Here is a 21,232-nt window from a genome sequence, read left to right on the forward strand (position 1 = left end):
AATCAAGCCAGGTCATACGTCGCTACTCAAAGGAAGTGAGGTATGTTCTTAAACTTGACGTCTAAGGTACTTCACTTCTAGTGAGCACTTGATTTCATTGTGCTTGTGACCGGATTAAAAACCCAACCACCGCACTCGCATCAAGCGCCCACACTTATCGGTTGTTTAATTGTTAAAGAGCGGTACTGCTAAATTCTGTACTACTTACTGCTGCCACTGATTTCTCAGTGCCTAGCAGCTATCGAAACTTCAGGGTAAACCCTAATTTTTCGGCAACCGCCAAGCCCTCTACTATAACACAACTTTTGCAGATTATGCAACCGGCGTCCGCCTAATTTGCATTCTATCTTGCAACCCGCTCAACCTACGAGCGACCCTGAAAACCAGGGGCTGGTTACCGCACAGTCGGCTGGCAAATTTGCTTCGGGAAAACCCTAACTCGTCATCACCAGCCAAGCCCAAGACTATAGCACAATTTTTGCGGATTGTGCAACTGGCTTCTGCCTGATTTGCCCCAATCCTTGCAATAACCGCGGCGCTTTCATTTCTGATCGCTTTTGCGGCAGGCCCTGGGAAAACCCGGCAGACCTGTTGCACTTGCTTGGCTTCGCTGCTCAGAACTGCTTGAACTGCGAAGGAGCGAGACTATAGCACAGAATTTTCGAGCATGTCGTCGGCATGACACCCTTTTTGCAGAAATATGAATTTTTTAAGGGACGCTCCCCGATTAGCGCGCTTTTCTTGTCCTGCTTTGATCCTAACAAGGCTTGGCGCCCTTCTGGGCCAGCAACACGACAGTCGCCTCCGTCCTCTGCTCTATCTATATAGGAGGCAGCCCTCGAGGACCTCTTCATATGCTCTCTATATATAGGCGATCAAGGGCGGCGCGCATCAAAGCCGCAGCTCGGTGGTCTCTTTGATCTGCTGCAGGGCGAAGAAGGAGCGCATATCGATGACGGCCGGATGGCGCATCAACGTATCCATTGCGAATCGTGAGAAGTGCGCCAGGTCAGCCACCTGGATACGGAGCAGGTAGTCCATATCGCCTGACATGGCATAGCACTCGACAACCTCTGGCCACAATTGGACGTCGCGCGCAAAGTCGCTCATGGGCGCGTGGCTGGAACCGCTATGCTTGTTCAGCCGGATGTTTACATACGCGAGCAGGCCCAGCCCGACCTTGCCGGCGTCGATAAGCGCCACATATTTCTTGATGAAGCCCTGCTCTTCCAGGCGACGGACGCGACGCAGGCAAGGGCTGGGCGACAGGGACACCCGGTCGGCCAATTCCTGATTGCTCAGGCGACCGTCGCGCTGCAGTTCGGCCAAAATCCTTAGATCTGTCCTGTCTAGCTCAATTGCGGACACTTTCAACCCCATAGTTTTATTCCTAGGCAATATTATTGCTCAAAGCATGGTGTTTTGCGCCATGTTTGCAATCGTCTGCCTGCCCTTCGTACCTACAATCTCCGTCTAGACTTGAAGAACAAGTCGTCCTCTACAACGATGCAAGGGAGCAGACTGATGAGCAGCGCATTCCAACCGTGGGACAACCCGATGGGCACCGCCGGGTTCGAATTCATTGAATATGCCGCGCCGGACCCCGCCGCGCTGCGCAAGGTGTTCGAGCTCCTGGGGTTCAAGGCGATCGCCAAGCACCGCCACAAGGATGTGACCCTGTATCGCCAAGGCGGCGTGAACTTTCTGATCAACGCCGAACCCGATTCCTTCGCCCAACGTTTCGCGCGCCTGCACGGTCCGTCGATCTGTGCGATTGGGTTCCGCGTGCAGGACGCCAATGCCGCCTATAAGCGCGCCCTGGAATTGGGCGCCTGGGGTTTTGACTCGCACAGCGGCCCGATGGAGTTGAACATCCCGGCCATCAAGGGCATCGGCGATTCGCTGATCTACCTGGTCGACCGCTGGGCCGGCAAGGAAGGCCATGGCGGCATCGGCGACATCAGCATCTACGACGTGGATTTCATGCCCCTGGATCCGGCCAACGCGCAGACCGACGTGGAATGGCGCGGCGCCGGCCTGACCGTGGTGGATCACCTGACGCACAACGTGCACAAGGGCCGCATGGCGGAGTGGTCGGAGTTCTACGAACGGCTGTTCAACTTCCGCGAAGTCCGCTACTTCGACATTGAAGGCAAGGTCACGGGCGTGAAGTCCAAGGCGATGACGTCGCCGTGCGGCAATATCCGCATTCCGATCAATGAGGAAGGCACCGAAGAGAAGGGCCAGATCCAGGAGTACCTGGACCTGTACCGTGGCGAAGGCATCCAGCACATTGCCATGGCGACCGCCGACATCTACGCCACGATCGAAGCGCTGCGCAAGACAGGCGTGGTGTTCCTGGACACGCCGGAAACCTACTACGAACTGCTGGATCGCCGCCTGCCGAATCATGGCGAAGACGTGGCCCGCCTGCAGAAGAATCGCATTCTGCTGGACGGCGCGCCGGGTGGCGGCCTGCTGCTGCAGATCTTCACCGAAAATCAGATCGGTCCGATCTTCTTTGAAATCATCCAGCGCAAGGGCAATGACGGCTTCGGCGAAGGCAACTTCAAGGCGCTGTTCGAATCGATCGAACTGGACCAGATGCGCCGCGGCGTCCTGAAGACTGTGGAATAACGGACTTCCCCCGCCAGCACGCGATGCCTTGGCATCTGCGCTGGCCTTGAAGCCCCACCGCCTGGTGGGGCTTTTTTTGCGCCGGCGGACCCGGAGAGGATCAGCGCTGCAGGCGGTCTTGGAACTGCTTGCGGAACTTGGCGACCTTGGGTGCGATCACGAACTGGCAATAGCCCTGCTCGGGATGCAGAGCGAAGTAATTGCTGTGGTAGTCCTCGGCTTGCCAGAATCGCGCGGGCGCCAGCAGCTTGGTGACGATGGGCGCATCGTAGACCTTTTGCGCTTCGACCTCGGCGATGACTGCTTCCGCCTGCTGGCGCTGCGATTCGTTCTGCCAGAAGATCGCCGATTCGTATTGCGGGCCGATGTCATTGCCCTGACGGCCCGGCGTGGTTGGGTCGTGGGTGGCGAAGAACACGCGCAGCAAGTCGCTGTACGAGAGTTCGGCCGGGTCGAATTCGATGCGCGCGACTTCGATGTGGCCCGTGTCCTTGCCGCAGACCTGCTCGTAGCTCGGATTGTCCACATGGCCGCCGCTGTAGCCGGGCAACACGCTCTTGACGCCGCGCAGCTCGGCAAAGACTGCTTCGACGCACCAGAAGCAACCGCCGCCCAATACGGCGACTTCATTGCCCGGAGATGGTTGTTCTGCCATGACGATTCCTTCCTGATAGGCGGCCGCTACGCGCGGCCCGCGTCCCGGCGCGACGCCGGGGCATGAAATTCAAGGCTACTGCTTTGCCGGCGCGAGCGACAGGATCCATTCGGACAGGGCGCGGGCGTCTTCGGGCGTGACGTGAGTCTGGGCGGGCATGGGCACGGCGCCCCAGGCGCCACGGCCACCGCCGCGTATCTTGCCGGCGAGGTAGTCCACCATGGCGTCGCCCTGCCCCGCGTAACGTTCCGCCACGCTCTGCAAGGGCGGCCCGACCCGCTTGGATTGCACCTGATGACAGGCCATGCAGGCTTTGCTCTTGGCCAGGTCCAGGCCAGTGGTTTGCGCATGCGCCGCGCCAGCGCCCAGGACGCCGGCCGCGGCCACCAACAGACTAATCTTCAAATGCATCGGTTACTGCCCCACGGCTCGCGGTGCTGGCGAGCTTGCCGAACTTGGCAAGCACACCGCGTGTATAACGCGGCTTGGGCTGAACCCAGGCCTGGCGACGAGCCGCCATGTCTTCGTCGCTGATGTTGAGCTGCAGCAGCAGCTTGTGGGCATCGATGGTAACCGAATCGCCCTCTTGGATCAGCGCAATGGGCCCCCCGACAAAGGCCTCCGGCGCGACGTGGCCCACCACCATCCCCCAGGTGCCGCCCGAGAACCGGCCGTCGGTGATCAGGCCCACTGTTTCGCCGAGGCCCTGCCCCACCAGCGCCGACGTAGGCGCGAGCATCTCGCGCATTCCTGGTCCGCCCTTGGGCCCTTCATAGCGTATGACCACCACATCGCCGTCGCGGATCTGCTGGGCCATGATGGCCGTCATGGCGTCGTCCTCGGAATCGAACACGCGCGCGGGCCCGGTGATGACGGGGTTTTTCAGGCCGGTGATCTTTGCGACACAGCCTTCGGGCGACAGATTTCCCTTCAGGATCGCGAGATGCCCCTGGGGATAGAGCGCACGGTCGATCGGCATGATGACGTCCTGGTCGGCGCGCGGCGCATCCGGCACGTCGGCCAGGGTTTCGGCGATGGTCTTGCCGGTGATGGTGATGCAGTCCCCATGCAGCAGGCCCGCGTTGAGCAGCAGCTTCATGACCTGCGGTATGCCGCCCGCGCGATGCAGATCGGTGGCGACGTACTTGCCCGATGGCTTCAGGTCGCACAGCACCGGCACGCGCTTGCGGATGCGCTCGAAGTCGTCGATGGTCCAGGGCACTTCGGCGGCGTGCGCGATGGCCAGGAAGTGCAGCACGGCATTGGTGGATCCGCCGGTGGCCATGATCACGGACACGGCGTTTTCAATGGACTCTCGCGTGATGATGTCGCGCGGACGCAGATTGCGTCTTACCGCATCCACCAGCACCCGGGCCGATTCCGCGGCCGATGTGACCTTTTCTTCATCTTCGTTGGCCATCGTGCTGGAGTACGGCAGGCTCATGCCCATGGCCTCGAAGGCGGAGCTCATCGTATTGGCGGTGTACATGCCGCCGCAGGAGCCCGAACCTGGAATCGCGCACTTTTCAATCTGCTTGAAGTCGGCCTCGGGCATGCGGCCCATCGTGAATTCGCCCACGGCCTCGAACACCGACACGATCGTGAGATCGTTGCCCTTGTAGCGGCCCGGCTTGATCGTGCCGCCATACACATAGATGCCCGGCACGTTGGTGCGCGCCAATGCGATCATGCCGCCGGGCATGTTCTTGTCGCAGCCGCCGATGACGACGACGCCGTCCATCCACTGGCCTTGCGCGGCGGTCTCGATGCAATCGGCGATGACCTCGCGCGATACCAGCGAGTACTTCATGCCCTCGGTGCCCATGGACATGCCATCGGAAATGGTGGGGGTGCCGAACACCTGCGGATTGGCGCTGGAGGCGCGGATCGCGTCGATCGCGGCGTCGGCCAGCCGCTGCAGGCCGCTATTACAGGGGGTGATCGTGGAATGGCCATTGGCCACGCCGATCATGGGGTTTTCGAAGTCGGCTTCCTTGTAGCCCAACGCGTAGTACATGGCGCGATTGGGCGCGCGCGCGACGCCTTGGGTGATATGGCGGGAACGTTCGTTGTGCGGCATGGTCTGTGTCTCCTGTCGGCCATCGGGGCGCGGACATGGCGGACGCCCCCGGGGAAGCTGGCTCGCTGGCATGCGAATCTGCAGTGCTCGCCGGTTATTATCATTCAACTTTATTGTGTCGGGCAGAACATGCTGCAATATCCAAAATTCGACCCCATCGCCCTGCAGATCGGACCGCTGGCCATCCACTGGTACGGACTGATGTATCTGGCGGGCTTCGCGCTTGTGTATCTGCTGGGCCGCAGCCGCATCAAGAGCGGCCACACAACGACGCTGAACATGCGGGATCTGGAAGACCTGATCTTCTACAGCGTGCTGGGCGTGGTGCTTGGGGGCCGGCTGGGCTATGTGCTGTTCTACAAGCCGTCTTACTACCTGGCCAATCCGCTGGAGGTCCTGTACCTGTGGCAGGGCGGCATGTCGTTCCACGGTGGGCTGATCGGCGTCATCCTGGTGATGCTGCTGTTCGCACGCAAGAAAGGCCTGCCGTTCTTCGCGGTCAGCGACTTCATCGCGCCGCTGATTCCCCTGGGCCTGGGATTCGGCAGACTGGGCAACTTCATCAATGGTGAACTGTGGGGCCGGCCCACCGACGTGCCTTGGGCCATGGTGTTCCCGGACAGCGGCGACGGACTGGCGCGCCATCCCTCGCAGCTCTATGAGCTGGGCCTGGAAGGCATTGTGCTGTTTGCGCTGCTGTGGTGGTTTTCCAGCAAGCCGCGCCCGCTGGGCCAGGTGAGCGGACTGTTCCTGATGGGTTATGGAACGTTCCGCTTCCTGGTGGAGTTCACCCGCGAGCCCGATAACTTCCTGGGATTGCTCGCGGGCGGTCTGAGCATGGGACAGTGGCTGTCCGTGCCGATGGTCGCCTTGGGCGCCATCATGTTCAGCCTTACTGCAAAACGATCGTCCCGTTGACCGAAATGCTGACCGTGACGTTCCCCGCTTCCAGGGGAACGCTGACGTCAGCGCTGCTGAACGAACCGCCCTTCGCCATTGCCGCGCCCATCATGCGCGGCACCGGCACGGGACCACCGGAGCCGCCGAGTTCCAGCTTGGACAGGCGGTAGCCGGAGAAGCCGAACGCATTGGCCGCGGCCAATGCGCGATCCTTGAAGGCTTGCGCGGCTTCCTTCAGCAGCTTGCGTTCCTCGGCTTCACGCGCGGCCGGCGACAGCGAGAAGCTGATGTTGGAAATGGCGGTCTTGTCGGACAGCTTGGAAGCCAGCGCGGCGGCGGCCGCGAAGTCCTTGGATTCAAGCACGATCTCGCCCTGGCCGCGCCACGAGGCGATCTTTCCCTTGTTGTTCATGTTGGGCCAGACGTTGAAGCTGCTGGTGCGCACTTCGACGTCCTTGGTGTCGCGCGCGCGCTTGACGGCGTCTTCAAGGGCCGCGGTCAGCTTCTGGCCGGCGGCCGGCTGGTCCGGGGCTTCGACTTCGGCGGACAACGCGATGCGAACGGTGTCCTGCTTGACCTCGGACGACGCCATGGCCTGCAGCGTCAGCTCGGGGGAACGATTCGCGGACTGCTCGACCGCCGGCGTCGCAGACGGCGCCTGGGCTTGCGCATAAACGGGCTGGGCCGCGGCAATGGCGGCCACGGCTGCGCATGCTGCGCCAAGCTTGGTCAGCGAAAAAACGGGGTGTTTGAACATGGACTGGTCCTAGGAGGGAGGACGATGGGGGATTGCCGAGGCGCCCGACGCGGACCTGCTCTTATGGCAGGCCCGCTGGGATAGATGCCCCGCCTGTGCCGTCAAGGCCGGCATCTCGAACCCTGAGGTTCAAGGTGGTCGCGTTCCGAAGAGCATCGGGTTCGTCTGCGAGAGACAATCACTCCAGCTCTGCACTCCCGCAACCAATATGCCAAAAAGACATAGGTTCAGAGAATGTATGGCCTAGTCACGAACACGGCAGGGACAAACTGAAAATACTTGAATACTGCTTATGAACGTTAGAGCAGTTTTTCCTGACCCGACAAGGCGTCATCGAGTACTGCATTCATGTCCTCAATTCTACGCTTGAAGTCGCCGACCGCCAAACCGCCCAACGGACCATCGGGCGCTTTCATGGCCAACAGCTCGCCGGCGATCTGCAACGCAGCCATGACGGCGATGCGTTCGTTGCTGGACACCTTGCCCGTGCCCTGGATGCGCAGCATGAGCTGATCAACATGGCGCACGGCTGCCAGCAGCGTGGGCTTTTCTTCGGTCGAGCACGCCAGCGAATAGTCGCGGCCCAGGATCGATACGTCTACACGTTCCATTAGTGTTGCTCTCCGGACGGTGCGCCCGGCAGGCGGGCAAGCACGGCGTCGATACGCTCGCGCGCCGACGCGGCGGCCACGCGCAAGCGCTGTAGTTCAGTGTCGCGGGTTTGCAGGGTGCCCTGCATCTCGGTTTCCCTGGCGGAGAAACGCGACTCGAGCGCCTGGCGCTCGGCGGTCTCGCGAGCGAGCTGTTCGCGCAAGGTGGCCTCGGCTTGCTGAGCCTGCTGGAGCATGGCGTTGGCCGCGCCATCATGATCCTGAAGCTTGCTTTGCAGCGTGACGACCTCGGCCTCGCGGTCTGCGGCGCGCTGCTTGAGCACACGTTGCTCTGCTTCGGCGTCGTTCAGGCGCTGACGCAACGCGTCACGCTCGGCGTGGAGTTGGCGGGTGCGTTGCACCAGTTGCCCGATTCGGGCAGCGAGTTGGTCTAGATCTTGCAGCATGGGCGCTATCGTAAACCATCCTGGGTTGAACCGGGCCTCTTCACGCAAGGTGAGAAACCCGGCAATATTCAGTAGGAAATACGGTTGGGATTGGGCGGCGCGAAGGTTACCGGCTCTGCGCTGCCCTGAAAAGTCCCATCCGCCGAAATTGCCGCATCCGGCCGATCCGGCTTTCGCATTTCTTTCTATAAACTTTCACTTAGCTTTCAAAAAGCCCTCAATCTTCCGGCGCCGTTACAAACGGGGGTCGGGAGTTCCCCAATTCTAGGGAAAACCCCAGGCTTTCACAGACCTTACAGGGTTTGCAGCGTGGCAGGCGTCAATTACCATTCGGCCTTTCAAGAAACCACGTCGTCGCTTTCAGAATAATTAATGGCACCCCGAAGTGCCTTTTTTGTGCCTGTCACTCGCCTTTCGGAGAGTGATCCATCCGGCTACAAACCTCTTTTATCTACATGCTGTAAACAGGAGCCAACCAATCATGCAGCTACGCAATCGACAGGACTTCTGGTCGGGGGTGATGTTCATCGCCCTTGGGCTGGGATTTGCCTGGCAAGCCAGCAGCTACCAAATGGGTACTGCTGCCCGAATGGGTCCAGGGTATTTTCCTTTCTGGCTAGGCATCGTTCTCGCGTTGCTCGGCGCCATCGTGCTGCTTGGATCGATGTCCAAGAAAGCCCACGAAACTCACGTCGACAAGTTCGACTGGCGCATCGTCTTCCTGGTGGTGGGCTCGGTTGTGGTCTACGGCCTGGTTCTCAAGCTGCTGGGCGTCTACATCTCGGTGTTCATACTGGTCGTCATCAGCAGCCTTGCCAGCCATGAATTCAGCCTTAAGGTCGCCGTCGCCAACGGCATCTTCCTGGTTGTGTTCACGTACCTGGCATTCATCAAGGGGCTGGGGCTGATTTTCCCGCTGTGGCCGTCGTTTCTGGGCATGAACTGAGGAGCAATCGGCCATGGAATTGTTTGACAACCTGCTTATGGGCTTCTCGGTGGCGTTCACGCCCGAGAACCTGCTGTACGCACTGCTGGGCTGCATCCTGGGTACGCTGATCGGCGTGCTCCCGGGCATCGGCCCCGTTCCGACCATCGCGATGCTGCTCCCGATCACGTACGTGCTGCCCCCGGTGGCCGGCCTGATCATGCTGGCGGGTATCTATTACGGCGCCCAGTACGGTGGATCCACGACCGCCATTCTTGTGGCGCTGCCAGGGGAAACATCCGCAGTGGTGACCGTGCTGGACGGTCACCAGATGGCCCGCAACGGCCGGGCGGGCGCCGCGCTGGCAATCGCCGCGCTGGGTTCGTTCTTTGCCGGTTGCGTCGCCACCCTGCTGCTGGCTGCTTTCGCCCCCCCGCTGGCTGAAGTCGCGTTCAAGTTCGGCCCCGCCGAGTACTTCTCGCTGATGTGCCTGGGCCTGGTTGGCGCCGTGGTGCTGGCATCGGGTTCGCTGCCCAAGGCCATCGCGATGATCATCCTGGGCCTGCTGCTGGGCATGGTCGGCACCGACGTCAACTCGGGCGTCGCCCGCTTCGACTTCGGCGTGCCGGAACTGCAAGACGGCATCGACTTCGCCATCGTGGCCATGGGCGTGTTCGGCTTTGCCGAAATCATGACCAACCTCGAGCAGAAGGAAAACCGCGTCGACATCACCGACAAGATCGGCACGCTTTACCCGAACAAGCAGGAATTCAAGGAAGCCGCTCCCGCCGTGCTGCGCGGCACGGCCCTGGGTTCGGCCCTGGGCATCCTGCCGGGCGGCGGCGCTGTGCTGTCGTCGTTCGCTTCGTACACGCTGGAAAAGAAGATCTCGAAGAATCCGGAACGCTTCGGCAAGGGCCACCCGGCCGGCCTGGCGGGCCCGGAATCGGCGAACAACGCCGCAGCCCAGACTTCGTTCATCCCCCTGCTGACGCTCGGTATTCCCGGCAACGCGGTGATGGCGCTGATGGTCGGCGCGATGACGATCCACAACATCCAGCCCGGCCCGCAAGTCATGACGAGCCACCCCGAGCTGTTCTGGGGCCTGATCGCCTCGATGTGGATCGGCAACCTGATGCTGGTGGTCCTGAACCTGCCGCTGATCGGCCTGTGGGTCAAGCTGCTGAAGGTGCCCTACCGCATCCTGTTCCCGGCGATTCTGGTGTTCTGCACTATCGGTGTGTATTCGCTTAACTACAACCCGTTCGACATCTTCACCACGGCCATGTTCGGCATCATCGGCTACGTGTGGTCCAAGCTGAAGTGCGAAGGCGCCCCGCTGCTGCTGGGCCTGGTGCTGGGTCCCATGATGGAAGAGAACTTCCGCCGTGCCCTGCTGCTGTCCCGCGGCGACTTCACCACCTTCGTCACGCGTCCGCTGTCGGCCACGCTGCTCGCGGTCGCCGTGTTCCTGGTGATCCTGGTGGCGCTGCCCGCGATCCGCAAGAAGCGCGAAGAGACCTTCGTCGAAGAAGAGTAAAGCGCGCAACGCCGCCCCTTGCGGCGGCAGCCACGCCTTTGAAACCCCCCGGGCCCTGCCCGGGGGTTTTTCTTTGCGCGCCAGCTTCGGACACTGACCTCAAAGATACTTAAAATTACAGCAAGAAACTAAACGTACATAGCCTGAATCATCTACGTTAAGCTACGGGTTTACCCCACGCGATGATTCGACATGAATTTCGACTGGAAGAATCCCTACCCGACCACCCGCACGCCCGTCTTTGCCCGCAACGTCGTCGCCACGTCCCAACCCCTGGCGGCCCAGGCGGGGCTGCGGATTCTTGCGCAGGGCGGCAACGCCGTGGACGCGGCCATTGCCGCGGCGTCCACGCTGGCAATTACCGAACCGGTCAGCAACGGCCTGGGCTCCGATTGCTTTGCCATCGTGTGGGACGGCTCGAAGCTGCACGGGCTGAATGCGTCGGGCACAGCCCCCGCCGCATGGAATGTGGATTACTTCCGGCGCAAGCACCAGGGCGCGATTCCCGCCCGGGGCTGGGACAGCGTGACGGTTCCCGGCTGCGTGGCCGGCTGGGGCGCCCTGCATGAGAAGCTGGGCCGCCTGTCCTTCGCCGACATCCTGGCGCCGGCCATCGAATACGCAGAGCGTGGCTTCGCCGTGTCGCCGATGGTCCATGAAAAATGGGCAGCGCAGGCCGACATCCTGCAGCCCCAGCCCGGATTCGCCCAGCATTTCATGCCGCGGGGCCGCGCCCCGCACATCGGCGAGCATTTCGTCCTGCAGGGCGCCGCGGACACGTTGAAGCGCCTTGCCGCCAGCAGCGGACGGGATTTCTACGAAGGCGAAACCGCGCACAAGCTGGTGGCGCACGCGCAGGCGCACGACGCCGCCCTGACGCTGGCGGACCTGCGGAACTACGCGCCGGAGTGGGTCACACCCATCGGGCAGCCTTATCGCGGGCATACGCTGCATCAGATCCCTCCCAACGGCCAAGGCATCGCGGCGCTGATCGCCCTGGGGATCCTGCAGAACTTCGACCTGGCGGCCAGGCCGATCGACCATCCCGATACGCAGCATCTGCTGATCGAGGCGATGAAGCTTGCCTTCGCCGACGTCTATGCGCACGTGGCCGATGCGCGCCACATGCGGGTGGCGCCCGAGCAGATGCTTCGCGCGGACTACCTGGCCGAGCGCGCGCGGCTGATCGATCCCCGCAAGGCCCAGGCTTTTGCGTCAGGCCATGCGCCGCAGGGCGGCACGGTGTATCTGACCGCCGCCGACAGGAACGGGATGATGGTGAGCCTCATCCAGTCCAACTACATGGGCTTCGGCTCCGGCGTCGTCGTACCCGGCACCGGCGTCAGCCTGCAGAACCGTGGGCACTGCTTCAGCATCGATCCCGAACACCCCAACGTGGTCGCGGGCGGCAAACGGCCCTTCCACACCATCATCCCCGGCTTCCTGATGCGCGACGGGGCTCCTGTCATGAGCTTTGGCGTCATGGGCGGCAACATGCAGCCGCAGGGGCAGGTGCAGACCCTGGTGCGCATGCTGGACTACGGCCAGCAACCGCAGGCCGCTTGCGACGCACCGCGCTGGAAATGGAACCATGGACTGGCGGTCGACCTGGAACCCGCCATCGCCCCGGCGGTCGCGCAAGGACTGCGCGATCGCGGACACGTGCTGCAGGGCCTGGATGACCCCTACATGGACTTCGGATCGGGCCAGTTCATCTGGCGGCTGGGAGACCCGGCCGTGGACGGCTACGTGAGCGCCAGCGACAGCCGGCGAGATGGACTCGCCGCCGGCTTTTGATTGCGTTAAGGTTGTGTCCTTAGCCAGACCTTACCTTTCAAGAGCGGAGTCCATTGCATGGCAACGATCGGTACCAAGAGCTACGACGCGGTCGTAGCCCAGAAAGTCGCTTTCCTCGGATTGGGCGTGATGGGCCTGCCCATGGCCGGCCACCTCGCGCGCGCCGGCCATGACGTGACGGTCTACAACCGCACGCCGGCCAAGGCCCTGGCCTGGGTTGCCGAATTCGGCGGCCGCAGCGCAGCGACGCCGCGCGAAGCCGTTGCCGGCGCCCAGATCGTCTTTGCCTGCGTGGGCAACGACGACGACCTGCGCAGCGTCGTGCTGGGTCCGGATGGCGCGTTCGCCGGCATGGCGCCGGGCGCCGTATTCGTCGACCACACGACCGCGTCCGCGGACGTGGCGCGCGAACTGCATGCGCAGGCCAAGGACCTGGGCCTGAATTTCGTGGACGCGCCGGTGTCCGGCGGCCAGGCAGGCGCCGTCAACGGCGTCCTGACCATCATGTGCGGCGGCGAACAGGCCGTGTTCGACGCCATCAAGCCCGTCGCGCAGTGCTTTGGCCGCGCAGTCACGCTGGTGGGCCCGCCGGGCGCGGGCCAACTTGCCAAGATGGTCAACCAGATCTGCATCGCCGGCATCGTCCAGGGCTTGTCCGAAGCCATCGCGTTCGGCCAGGCGGCCGACCTCGACATGAAGGTCGTGCTCGACGTGATCAGCAAGGGCGCGGCGCAAAGCTGGCAGATGGAGAACCGCGGCGGAACCATGGTCGACGACAAGTTCGAATTCGGTTTCGCGGTCGACTGGATGCGCAAGGACCTGGGACTGGTGCTGGCCGAGGCCCGCAACAACGGCGCCCGGCTGCCCCTGACCGCCCTGGTCGACCAGTTCTATGGCGACGTGCAGAAGCTGGGCGGCGGACGGTGGGACACGTCCAGCCTGATCAAGCGCCTGCGCGACTGACGCCAGCCGGACGCACGCAAAAAGGCGAGCCTTGCGGCTCGCCTTTTTCTTTGCCCGTTCGCAGGCGGGAAATTACGCCGCGAGGCTGGACTGCTCGGCGCCGGGCAGCAGCGCGTCGATGCGCTGTTTGGCGTGGGCCAAGCCCTCGAGCGCGGCCACTTCGCCCATGGCCATGCCTTCGGCGGCGATGAAGGTCACGTCGGTCATGCCCAGGAAGGCCAGCATCTGGCGCAGGTACGGCGTCAACGTATCCGAAGGCGTGCCTTCGGCCTTGCCGCCTCGTGCGGTCAGGACGAACACCTGTTTACCCTTGACGAGCCCCTCGGGCACGCCTTCGGGCGTATAACGGAACGTGACCCCGGCCCGCGCCAGGTGGTCCAGGTAGCTCTTGAATTGCGCGGGCAAGTTGAAGTTGTAGACGGGCACGGCAAAGACGATGCGGTCCGCTTCCATCAATTCGGCCACCAGGGTGTCGCTCAACTCCACGATGCGCTGCTGCTCGACGCTGCGCGCGTCGGCCGGGGTGAACAAGGCGCCCGCCGTGTTGCCGTCGAAGTACGGAATGGGTTGAGCGCCGATGTCGCGGACCTTGACGGCGGCGGCGGGGTTGGCGGCCTTGACGCGCGCAATCAGGTGGTCCGCCAATTGCTTGCTGTTGGAACGGTCGCCGAGAATCGAGGAAAGGATAACGAGGGTCTTCATTGCAAAATCTCCAGTGATTGCCCGAGCCGCTCGGGCGGTCAGGATCTGCCAGCGCCGCGCCCCGCAGGATTGCCGGGCCAGGCTTGCCGCCACGGCGGCGTTGGCAGATGCCGAATGCATGGCGTCACTGTAGACGGGTTAATTAGATACATAAATACGGGTATGATGAACTGTTCGTTCCAAACATAGAACAATCATGCAAGATCTCAACGACCTCTACTATTTCTCCCAAGTCGTCGAACAAGGCGGCTTCAGCGCGGCCGCAAGGGCGCTGGACATCCCGAAATCCCGCCTGTCCCGGCGTATTTCGCACCTGGAGGAAAGTCTGGGGGTGCGGCTCTTGCAACGCACCACGCGGCGGCTGCGCCTGACCTCCGCCGGCGAGCGCTACCTGCACTATTGCCGCGAGATGGCGGCTTCCGCGCGCGCCGCCGACGACGCCATGCGCCAATTGCAGTCCGAACCCACCGGCCCGGTGATCGTGAGCTGCCCGGTCTCCATCGCTCAGGACGTGCTGGCGCCGCTGTTGCCGGAATTCCTGGATGCGTGGCCCGCCGTCTCAGTGCAGTTGCTGGTCACGAACCGCCGCGTGGACCTGATACGCGAGGGGGTGGACCTGGCGCTGCGAGTGCGCACCAAGCTGGACACGGACGCGGAACTGGTCGTGCGGCACCTGGGCACCGCGCGCGGCACGCTGGTGGCCAGCCCGGGATACCTGCAACGCCACGGCGCACCGGATACGCCGCAGGATCTGGCCTCGCACACCACGCTCAGCTTCAGCGACCCGCAGAACGAGGTGCGTTGGCCGCTGCGCAACGACAAGGGCGAAGAGGTGCATATCGAACTCAAGCCGCAGTTGTCGTGCAACGACTTCATCGTGCTAACCGAAGCGGCCGTGCGCGGCCGCGGGATCGCGTTGCTGCCGTCGATCGCGACGCAGGAGGAACTGCGCCGCGGCCAGCTCGTGCCGGTGCTGCCGCAGTGGCAATCGCCGGAAGGCATCGTGCACTGCATCTATCCGTCGCGGCGGGGCATGATGCCCGCCGTGCGCACGCTGCTGGACTTCCTGTCCCAGCGCCTGCCGACGATGTACCAGCGGCTGGAAAAGGCCACGGCGCCGGCGGCTCAGTAGCCGCGCGCGCGCTCCACGACGCCGGAGATGGCTTCGCCGCGCTGCAGCTGAGCCACCTTGCCCGCGATCTGTTCGATGCTTTCGTCGCGCAGCGTCCGCGCCGCGATGTGAGGCGTGACATGGACCCGCGGGTCGCGCCAGAACGGATGGTCCTTGGGCAGCGGTTCGGTCTGGAAGACATCCAGCGTGGCGCCGGCGATCTCGCCTTCTTCGAGCATCTGGACCAGATCGTCTTCGACCAGGTGCTCGCCGCGGCCCACGTTGACCAGGTGCGCATCGGGCAGGAGCCGCGACAGGGTCTCGCGATTGAGGATGCCCTGCGTATCCGGCGTCAGCGGCAGCACGTTCACGAGGAAACGCGTACGCGCCAGGAAGTCGGGCAAGGCGGCTTCGCCCGCGAAGGATTCGACGCCGGGGATCTCGCGCGGCGAGCGCGACCATCCCGCGACCGGATAGCCGAAATCGGCCAGGGTACGCGCGACGCGCGCCCCCACCTGCCCCAGGCCCAGCACGCCCACAGGCCAGTCGGCCTGCCGCGTGCCTTCGCGGGTGTCCCAGTGCTGGCGCGCCTGGGCGTGGTCGAAGGCCTCGAAGTCGCGCGAGACACGCAGCAGGGCATACAGCGCGTATTCGGCCATCTGCACCGACATGCCGGCGTCTTCCAGGCGAACGATGCGCACGTGCGGAGGGATCTCGGGCATCTTCAGCAAGGCATCGACGCCCGCGCCCAGATTGAAGAGGGTCTGCAGGCCGGTTTCGTGCTTGAAGAGTTCGGCGGGCGGGCGCCACACCAGGGCAACGTCGGCGCCGGAGGCAGGACCTTCCGGATCCCAGACCGAAATGCGGCAACCGGGCATGGCGGCTTCAAGGCGAGGCACCCAGGCGTCGGGATCGTGGTGGGGACAGGCAAAGAGAATATGCATGGTGGCAACGTGCGCGGGCAACGAAAACCACAAGCATGAGGGATGAGGCGGCACAAATCAAACGGCCCGGCATGAAGCCGGGCCGCGATCGATGCGTGGGCAGGACCGTTGTCAGGCCGTCTGCGGCACCTGGGGCTTGTTCTTGCCCTTGTTGCGCCGCACGAAGGCCCACACCTGCAGCAGGATCAGCAAGGCGCTGGCGCCGATGAACCAGGCGCTGATCGGACGTTCGACGAACACCGCCAGGTCACCGCGGGACAGCAGCAGCGCGCGGCGGAAGTTCTCTTCGACCATGGGCCCGAGCACGAAGCCCAGCAGGATGGGCGCCACCGAGAACTCGAGCGTCATGAGGATGGCGCCGATCACGCCGAAGGCCAGCACTTCCCAGATCTGGAAGAGACTGTTCTGCGTGCTGAACACGCCCACCGCGATGAAGAACAGCGCAGACGGGAACAGGTAACGGTACGGCACCTGCAGCAGCTTGACCCACACGCCGATGAGCGGCACGTTCAACACCATCAGCAGCACGTTGCCAACCCAGAAGCTGGCGATCAGGCCCCAGAAGATGTCCGGATGCTCGGTGATCAGCTGCGGGCCCGGCTGGATGCCCTGGATCAGCAGCGCGCCCAGGATCAGCGCCATCACGGCGTCGCCCGGGATGCCCAGGCTCATCGTCGGAATGAAGTCGACCTGCGTCTTGGAGTGCGAAGAGGCTTCCGGCGACGCCACGCCGGCGATCATGCCGGTGCCGAACTTTTCAGGCGTCTTGGAAATCTTGCGCTCGAGCGCGTAGGCCACGAACGTCGTGATGGTGGGGCCGGTGCCGGGCATGGCGCCGAACAGCGTGCCGACGGCGGTGCCGCGCACCATGGGCCAGAACGCGGTCTTCAGTTCCTGCTTGCTGGGCCGCATGTCGCGCAGGCTCAGCTTGGCGCCGCTGCCGATGATGGTCATGCGGTTCACGCTCATCAGGAAGTCGGCCACGCCGAACAGGCCCATCGAGATCGCCACCAGCTCCAGGCCGTCGGACAGGTCCAGCAGGCCGAACGAGAAGCGGATCGTGCCCGTGTTCACGTCGGTGCCGACCACGCCGCACATGAGGCCGAACAGGGTCATGGCCACGCCCTTGAGCGGCGAGCCGCGCGACATCGTGGCGCCCGCCAGCAGGCCCAGCAGCATGATCGAAAAGATCTCGGTCGGACCGAACTTGAACGCCACCTCGACCAGCAGGGGCGAGGCGAAGATCATGACGATGATGCCGACGGACGCCGCGAAGAACGAGCAGATCATCGTGATGCCCAGCGCCGTCCCTCCCTTGCCCTGCTTGGTCAATGGATAGCCGTCCAGGCAGGTGACCGCGTGCGGCGGATGCGACGGCAGGTTGAGCAGGATCGCGCCGATGGCGCCGCCATACTGCGAGCCGTAGAAGATGCCGGCCAGCATGAGGATGGCGGGCACCGGCTGCATGACATAGGTCAGCGGCAGCAGGATCGAAATGGCGGACAGCGCGCCCATGCCGGGCAGCACGCCGATGAGGTTGCCCACCAGCACGCCGAAGAACGACCACATGAGGTTGTGCAACTGGAATGCGACGCCAAAGCCGTACCAGAGGTCTACCAAAGCTTGAGAAATCATGGCGCATCAACCCCAGCGAAACAGCGGCAGCTGCAGTTGCAGCGCCCACCAGAAAACGACGACCGCGATCGCGGACATGGCGATCGACAGCAAGATTGCCTGCTTGATCGTGTTCTTCCGGTCGCCCAGCGCCGAGATGAAGACGATGGCGAACGTGGCGGGCAGCAGGCCGCCGTAATGGCCCAGCAGCAGGAAGGCCAGAATGCCCAGCAGGATGCAGACGCTGCCGCGGATGTCGGGCATGCCGGTCGGATGGCCTTCCGCCGGCGCGGGGGCAGCGGGTTCGGCCGAGCGCGCCGACATGGCGATAAGCACGCCGGTCAGCGCCAGCAGTCCTCCGAGCGCCGCGGGAAAGAAGCCCGGGCCCATGTGGCTGAGGGTGCCGATGTGATAGTCGGTGCCGCCGTAGATCGCCCCCAGCCCGATCAGGACCATCAGGGCGCCGCCGTAATAGTCCTTTCTGTTGATTGTCTTTTGCACTTCCATCCTCCTTCCTGGTGCGGGACCGTGCCGGCCCTTGATGCGCCGCCCGGAACGAGCGCCGCCCGGCCCTTGACGACAGGCCGGAAGGCAGATTACGGAAGGAAGCTGCTAATCCGCTTTCTGTGCGCTGTCGCGTTCCTGAATCCGGGGGTTATCCCTGATCGGCAGCGGCGGCAGGCGCGGGAAAAGCGGAATGCGAAGTGAAAGCGGGCCGACCTATTGGTCGCCCTTGAGCTCGACATCGGTCGGGCGGGGATACTGCGACACGGTGGGCGCGAGCGGCAACCAGAGCACGGAAGCAAGGCCGACGCCGCCCTGGTCGTTGGCCTCGCCGTCGCGCAATTCGATGTCGCCGTCATTGCGCCGGGCGTAGGCCCGGGCGATGCCCAGTCCCAGGCCCGAACCCGAGGAGGCCACGGGCTTGTCCGTGCCCACGCGTTCAAAGCGCGTAAAGGCGCGTACGCGCAGAATCGGGTCCAGGCCGGGGCCGTTGTCGGACACGGCGACCTCGACGCGGTTTTCCACCCGGCAGACGGACACCGTGATGCGCGCGCCGGCAGGCGCGTAGTGGATGGCGTTGTGCACCAGGTTCGACAGCGCCTCGTGCAGTTCCGCCTCGTTGCCCAGGACCGGCACGGAAGTTTCCTGGCCCGATTCGGAATCCGCCTGCACCCATCCCAGGTCCTGCTGCTTTTCGTGGGCGAGCGGCAGGTACTGGAGCACGACTTCGCGCGAGACGGCATTCATGTCCAGCAACTGGCGCGGAAGCTGGTCCGCCTGGTTGGCATGGGCCAGCGAAAGCAGCTGCTCGGTCAGCCGGCGCGTGCGGCCCAACTGGTCGACGATGGCCCGCAGCCCTTCGCGGGCGCGGGCGGGATCGCGTTCGCGCAGCGTGTACTGCGCCTGGGTCAGCATGATGGCCAGCGGCGTGCGCAGCTGATGGGAGGCGTCCGCCAGGAAATGCGACTGTTCGTCCAGCACCCGCCGATAGCGGGCGATGTGGTGATTGACGGCCTCGACCAGGGGCGCGACCTCGCTGGGCACGCGCGAGGCGTCCAGTGGCGTCAGGTCGTCGGGGCGCCGTCCGCGGATATCGGCTTGCAGCCGCCGCAGCGGCTTGAGCGCCCAGGACACGCCCCACCAGACCAGCACCACGACCAGCGCCAGCATCCGCGCATCGCGCAGGATCTCCTGGCGCCGCGCGTTGTTCTCGGCCTCGATGCGCTTGCCGGTGCTTTCCGCCACCACCACCAGCACCTGGCGGTGCTGACCCTGGTAGTACAGGTCGCGCACGACGGACACGACCCGCACCGGGTCGTTGCGGTACACGCTGTCGTAGAAGATGGGCTGGCCGTTGGAACGGGGCCAGGAGGGAGGACGCGGCATTTCCGGCATGCCCAGCAGCGTCTTGCCTTGCGCCACGGGCACGGGCGCGCCGTCCGGCAAGGGAGGATCGATTTCCTCGATGCGGAAGTACTTGCGCAGGCCCGCGCGGGATTCGAGCATGACCTGCGCGTACAGGGGCGTGGCCACCTGCAGATTGCCTTCCGGGGTGAATTCCAGGCTGCTTTCCAGCACGCGGGCGGGTTCCACCAGCGCGCTGTCGTAGGCTTCGTTGGTGATCTCCGCCAGGGTGCGGTAGTCGTTCAGGCTGTCGATGACCAGCAGCACCACCACGCCGGGCAGCAGCAGGATGATCAGCAGCGCGCGGATGCCGACGCGCGGCAATCCCGGAATCCGCAGGCTCACTTAGGTTTCCGCGGACTCGCTGGCGACGCTTTCCAGCATGTAGCCCAGCCCGCGCACGGTCACGATGCGCACGTCGCTGCCGGCCAGCTTCTTGCGCAGCCGGTGCAGCACGACCTCGATGGCGTCCGGGTTGGCTTCGCTGTCGTGCGTGAAGACCTTGCCGAACAACTGCGACTTGTCCACGGGATAGCCGCTGCGGGTCAGCAGCGCCGCCAGGGCCGCGTGTTCGCGCGGCGTGAGGAACAGCAGGGAACCGTCCAGCGTGAAGGCGCGGCTTTCGCTGTCATAGGACAGGGATCCGCATTGCAGCCGCGGATGCTGGCGGCCGCGGCTGCGGCGCACCAGCGCGGTCAGGCGCGCCTCGAGTTCTTCCAGCGCGAAAGGCTTGGTCAGGAAATCGTCCGCGCCCAGGTTCAGCCCGCGCACGCGATCCTGCAGCGCGCCCTGGGCGGTCAGCAGCAAGACGGGCGTGCGGTCGTCGCGGTTGCGCATTTCGCGCAGGACGACCAGTCCGTGCTTGTCGGGCAGGCGCAGGTCCATGACGATGGCGTCATATTCCGTGCCCGCCATGAACGCTTCAGCCGTGCGGGCGTCCGCTGCGTGGTCGGGCACGAAACCGCTCTGGGCGAGCGCGCGCATCAGCCAGGACGCCATGTCCCGTTCGTCTTCAACCAACAATATGCGCATGACCGTCCGTTCCTTCGGGCAAATTCTCTGCTGCCCGCTGACCATGCACACGCTGGCGCAGGTAGCGGGTTTCGTGATGGCGCCGAAAGAGGATAGCCGACAACTCGTTCAACGCCTGGGTATAGACGTCTCGCTTGAACTCGATGACGGCATCCAGCGGAACCCAGTACTGGCTCCAGCGCCAGGCGTCGAATTCCGGATGCTGCGTCGCGCGCAAGCAAACATCACTGTCACGTCCCACCAGGCGCAACAAGAACCAAATCTGTTTTTGTCCTTTATAGTGGCCACGCCACTCACGCCGGACAAAGTGATCGGGCACGTTATAACGTAACCAATCGCGTGTACGCCCCAAAATACGGACATGCTCGGGCTTCAGGCCCACCTCTTCATGGAGTTCGCGATACATGGCCTGCACCGGGCTTTCGCCGTATTTGATGCCGCCCTGGGGGAACTGCCATGCATGTTCCCTGATACGCTTGCCCCAAAAGACCTCGTTTCTAGTGTTGACGAGAATGATGCCGACATTGGGGCGGTAGCCTTCGCGGTCAAGCATGGGCCACCCCCACCGAATTCAATACAATTACAGTCGATTATACGTATCTGCTGCCAC

21 protein-coding genes and 1 other RNA gene are annotated in these 21,232 nt (G+C 63.7%); 7 read left to right on the forward strand and 15 right to left on the reverse strand.

Annotation, left to right across the window (positions count from 1 at the left end; all coding sequences use genetic code 11):
• Positions 1-891 precede the first annotated feature (891 nt).
• A complete protein-coding gene (locus tag ABE485_RS18160) occupies positions 892-1,368 on the reverse strand; it encodes an Lrp/AsnC family transcriptional regulator (protein WP_430795439.1) in 477 nt (158 codons plus the stop codon).
• 156 nt (positions 1,369-1,524) lie between these two features.
• Here ABE485_RS18160 and hppD point away from each other — a divergent pair, with 156 nt between their 5' ends.
• Positions 1,525-2,637 carry a 4-hydroxyphenylpyruvate dioxygenase gene (hppD, locus tag ABE485_RS18165; protein WP_346516667.1) on the forward strand — a complete coding sequence of 371 codons (1,113 nt, stop codon included), beginning with the start codon at positions 1,525-1,527 and terminating at the stop codon, positions 2,635-2,637.
• Between the two features lie 100 nt (positions 2,638-2,737).
• Here hppD and msrA read toward each other — a convergent pair whose 3' ends face one another.
• The 3 genes from msrA to ilvD form a co-directional block, all read right to left on the reverse strand.
• Complete coding sequence (msrA, locus tag ABE485_RS18170) at positions 2,738-3,292, reverse strand: peptide-methionine (S)-S-oxide reductase MsrA (protein WP_346516668.1); 555 nt, start codon at positions 3,290-3,292, stop codon at positions 2,738-2,740.
• Positions 3,293-3,367: 75 nt separating this feature from the next.
• A complete protein-coding gene (locus ABE485_RS18175; RefSeq protein ID WP_346516669.1) occupies positions 3,368-3,703 on the reverse strand; it encodes a c-type cytochrome in 336 nt (111 codons plus the stop codon).
• Entirely contained in the window at positions 3,687-5,372 is a 1,686-nt protein-coding gene (gene ilvD / locus ABE485_RS18180; protein ID WP_346516670.1) for a dihydroxy-acid dehydratase, read from the reverse strand. Before ilvD ends, ABE485_RS18175 begins: the two co-directional genes overlap by 17 nt.
• Before the next feature lie 129 nt (positions 5,373-5,501).
• Between ilvD and lgt the strand changes: the two genes are divergently transcribed.
• Positions 5,502-6,290, forward strand: a complete 789-nt coding sequence (gene lgt, locus ABE485_RS18185; protein ID WP_346516671.1) for a prolipoprotein diacylglyceryl transferase — start codon at positions 5,502-5,504, stop codon at positions 6,288-6,290.
• Here the strand turns inward: lgt and ABE485_RS18190 are convergent.
• The 4 genes from ABE485_RS18190 to ABE485_RS18205 form a co-directional block, all read right to left on the reverse strand.
• Positions 6,265-7,029 carry an SIMPL domain-containing protein gene (locus tag ABE485_RS18190; RefSeq protein WP_346516672.1) on the reverse strand — a complete coding sequence of 255 codons (765 nt, stop codon included), beginning with the start codon at positions 7,027-7,029 and terminating at the stop codon, positions 6,265-6,267. The genes lgt and ABE485_RS18190 overlap by 26 nt on opposite strands.
• Before the next feature lie 82 nt (positions 7,030-7,111).
• Positions 7,112-7,297: non-coding RNA, 6S RNA (gene ssrS / locus ABE485_RS18195), on the reverse strand.
• Between the two features lie 31 nt (positions 7,298-7,328).
• A complete protein-coding gene (locus ABE485_RS18200; RefSeq protein WP_008157840.1) occupies positions 7,329-7,640 on the reverse strand; it encodes a cell division protein ZapA in 312 nt (103 codons plus the stop codon).
• On the reverse strand, positions 7,640-8,086 hold the full coding sequence (locus tag ABE485_RS18205) for a hypothetical protein (RefSeq protein ID WP_346516673.1): 447 nt from the start codon (positions 8,084-8,086) through the stop codon (positions 7,640-7,642). Before ABE485_RS18205 ends, ABE485_RS18200 begins: the two co-directional genes overlap by 1 nt.
• Positions 8,087-8,567: 481 nt before the next feature.
• Between ABE485_RS18205 and ABE485_RS18210 the strand changes: the two genes are divergently transcribed.
• The 4 genes from ABE485_RS18210 to ABE485_RS18225 all read left to right on the forward strand — a co-directional run bounded on the left by ABE485_RS18210 (position 8,568) and on the right by ABE485_RS18225 (position 13,311).
• Positions 8,568-9,032, forward strand: a complete 465-nt coding sequence (locus tag ABE485_RS18210) for a tripartite tricarboxylate transporter TctB family protein (protein ID WP_346516674.1) — start codon at positions 8,568-8,570, stop codon at positions 9,030-9,032.
• A gap of 13 nt (positions 9,033-9,045) precedes the next feature.
• The gene (locus ABE485_RS18215; protein ID WP_346516675.1) at positions 9,046-10,551 is read left to right on the forward strand and encodes a tripartite tricarboxylate transporter permease; all 1,506 of its coding nucleotides are present in this window, start codon (positions 9,046-9,048) and stop codon (positions 10,549-10,551) included.
• Positions 10,552-10,743: 192 nt separating this feature from the next.
• Positions 10,744-12,348 (forward strand): gamma-glutamyltransferase family protein, encoded by a 1,605-nt coding sequence (locus ABE485_RS18220; RefSeq protein ID WP_346516676.1) that lies wholly within the window; start codon positions 10,744-10,746, stop codon positions 12,346-12,348.
• Between the two features lie 57 nt (positions 12,349-12,405).
• On the forward strand, positions 12,406-13,311 hold the full coding sequence (locus tag ABE485_RS18225; RefSeq protein WP_346516677.1) for an NAD(P)-dependent oxidoreductase: 906 nt from the start codon (positions 12,406-12,408) through the stop codon (positions 13,309-13,311).
• Between the two features lie 72 nt (positions 13,312-13,383).
• On the opposite strand, the gene ABE485_RS18230 is transcribed toward ABE485_RS18225, so the two are convergent.
• Complete coding sequence (locus tag ABE485_RS18230; RefSeq protein ID WP_346516678.1) at positions 13,384-14,013, reverse strand: FMN-dependent NADH-azoreductase; 630 nt, start codon at positions 14,011-14,013, stop codon at positions 13,384-13,386.
• A gap of 196 nt (positions 14,014-14,209) precedes the next feature.
• Here ABE485_RS18230 and ABE485_RS18235 point away from each other — a divergent pair, with 196 nt between their 5' ends.
• Positions 14,210-15,145 (forward strand): LysR family transcriptional regulator, encoded by a 936-nt coding sequence (locus tag ABE485_RS18235; protein ID WP_346516679.1) that lies wholly within the window; start codon positions 14,210-14,212, stop codon positions 15,143-15,145.
• Here the strand turns inward: ABE485_RS18235 and ABE485_RS18240 are convergent.
• From ABE485_RS18240 to ABE485_RS18265, 6 genes are all read right to left on the reverse strand, one after another.
• Positions 15,139-16,068 (reverse strand): 2-hydroxyacid dehydrogenase, encoded by a 930-nt coding sequence (locus ABE485_RS18240; RefSeq protein ID WP_346516680.1) that lies wholly within the window; start codon positions 16,066-16,068, stop codon positions 15,139-15,141. The two genes, ABE485_RS18235 and ABE485_RS18240, sit on opposite strands and share 7 nt — an antisense overlap.
• Positions 16,069-16,179: 111 nt before the next feature.
• Positions 16,180-17,703 carry a tripartite tricarboxylate transporter permease gene (locus tag ABE485_RS18245; RefSeq protein WP_346516681.1) on the reverse strand — a complete coding sequence of 508 codons (1,524 nt, stop codon included), beginning with the start codon at positions 17,701-17,703 and terminating at the stop codon, positions 16,180-16,182.
• Between the two features lie 6 nt (positions 17,704-17,709).
• Positions 17,710-18,189 carry a tripartite tricarboxylate transporter TctB family protein gene (locus tag ABE485_RS18250; protein WP_008157863.1) on the reverse strand — a complete coding sequence of 160 codons (480 nt, stop codon included), beginning with the start codon at positions 18,187-18,189 and terminating at the stop codon, positions 17,710-17,712.
• A 213-nt stretch (positions 18,190-18,402) separates the two neighbouring features.
• A complete protein-coding gene (locus ABE485_RS18255) occupies positions 18,403-19,935 on the reverse strand; it encodes a sensor histidine kinase (protein ID WP_346516682.1) in 1,533 nt (510 codons plus the stop codon).
• Positions 19,936-20,622, reverse strand: coding sequence for a response regulator (locus ABE485_RS18260; protein WP_175177555.1), 687 nt, complete (start codon positions 20,620-20,622; stop codon positions 19,936-19,938). It lies immediately after the preceding gene.
• Positions 20,603-21,175, reverse strand: coding sequence for an RNA pyrophosphohydrolase (locus ABE485_RS18265; RefSeq protein WP_056327909.1), 573 nt, complete (start codon positions 21,173-21,175; stop codon positions 20,603-20,605). The genes ABE485_RS18260 and ABE485_RS18265 overlap by 20 nt, the downstream gene beginning before the upstream one ends.
• Positions 21,176-21,232 lie beyond the last annotated feature (57 nt).

Origin of the sequence: Achromobacter spanius (assembly GCF_039673305.1) — a bacterium.
In the GTDB taxonomy this organism is placed as follows: domain Bacteria; phylum Pseudomonadota; class Gammaproteobacteria; order Burkholderiales; family Burkholderiaceae_B; genus Achromobacter; species Achromobacter spanius_F.

Excerpts from the sequence above, each read along its gene's own strand:
- hppD (WP_346516667.1), top strand. The coding sequence starts at position 1,525 with ATGAGCAGCGCATTCCAACCGTGGGACAACCCGATGGGCACCGCCGGG.
- msrA (WP_346516668.1), bottom strand. The coding sequence starts at position 3,292 with ATGGCAGAACAACCATCTCCGGGCAATGAAGTCGCCGTATTGGGCGGC.
- ABE485_RS18175 (WP_346516669.1), bottom strand. The coding sequence starts at position 3,703 with ATGCATTTGAAGATTAGTCTGTTGGTGGCCGCGGCCGGCGTCCTGGGC.
- ilvD (WP_346516670.1), bottom strand. The coding sequence starts at position 5,372 with ATGCCGCACAACGAACGTTCCCGCCATATCACCCAAGGCGTCGCGCGC.
- lgt (WP_346516671.1), top strand. The coding sequence starts at position 5,502 with ATGCTGCAATATCCAAAATTCGACCCCATCGCCCTGCAGATCGGACCG.
- ABE485_RS18190 (WP_346516672.1), bottom strand. The coding sequence starts at position 7,029 with ATGTTCAAACACCCCGTTTTTTCGCTGACCAAGCTTGGCGCAGCATGC.
- ABE485_RS18200 (WP_008157840.1), bottom strand. The coding sequence starts at position 7,640 with ATGGAACGTGTAGACGTATCGATCCTGGGCCGCGACTATTCGCTGGCG.
- ABE485_RS18205 (WP_346516673.1), bottom strand. The coding sequence starts at position 8,086 with ATGCTGCAAGATCTAGACCAACTCGCTGCCCGAATCGGGCAACTGGTG.
- ABE485_RS18210 (WP_346516674.1), top strand. The coding sequence starts at position 8,568 with ATGCAGCTACGCAATCGACAGGACTTCTGGTCGGGGGTGATGTTCATC.
- ABE485_RS18215 (WP_346516675.1), top strand. The coding sequence starts at position 9,046 with ATGGAATTGTTTGACAACCTGCTTATGGGCTTCTCGGTGGCGTTCACG.
- ABE485_RS18220 (WP_346516676.1), top strand. The coding sequence starts at position 10,744 with ATGAATTTCGACTGGAAGAATCCCTACCCGACCACCCGCACGCCCGTC.
- ABE485_RS18225 (WP_346516677.1), top strand. The coding sequence starts at position 12,406 with ATGGCAACGATCGGTACCAAGAGCTACGACGCGGTCGTAGCCCAGAAA.
- ABE485_RS18230 (WP_346516678.1), bottom strand. The coding sequence starts at position 14,013 with ATGAAGACCCTCGTTATCCTTTCCTCGATTCTCGGCGACCGTTCCAAC.
- ABE485_RS18235 (WP_346516679.1), top strand. The coding sequence starts at position 14,210 with ATGCAAGATCTCAACGACCTCTACTATTTCTCCCAAGTCGTCGAACAA.
- ABE485_RS18240 (WP_346516680.1), bottom strand. The coding sequence starts at position 16,068 with ATGCATATTCTCTTTGCCTGTCCCCACCACGATCCCGACGCCTGGGTG.
- ABE485_RS18245 (WP_346516681.1), bottom strand. The coding sequence starts at position 17,703 with ATGATTTCTCAAGCTTTGGTAGACCTCTGGTACGGCTTTGGCGTCGCA.
- ABE485_RS18250 (WP_008157863.1), bottom strand. The coding sequence starts at position 18,189 with ATGGAAGTGCAAAAGACAATCAACAGAAAGGACTATTACGGCGGCGCC.
- ABE485_RS18260 (WP_175177555.1), bottom strand. The coding sequence starts at position 20,622 with ATGCGCATATTGTTGGTTGAAGACGAACGGGACATGGCGTCCTGGCTG.
- ABE485_RS18265 (WP_056327909.1), bottom strand. The coding sequence starts at position 21,175 with ATGCTTGACCGCGAAGGCTACCGCCCCAATGTCGGCATCATTCTCGTC.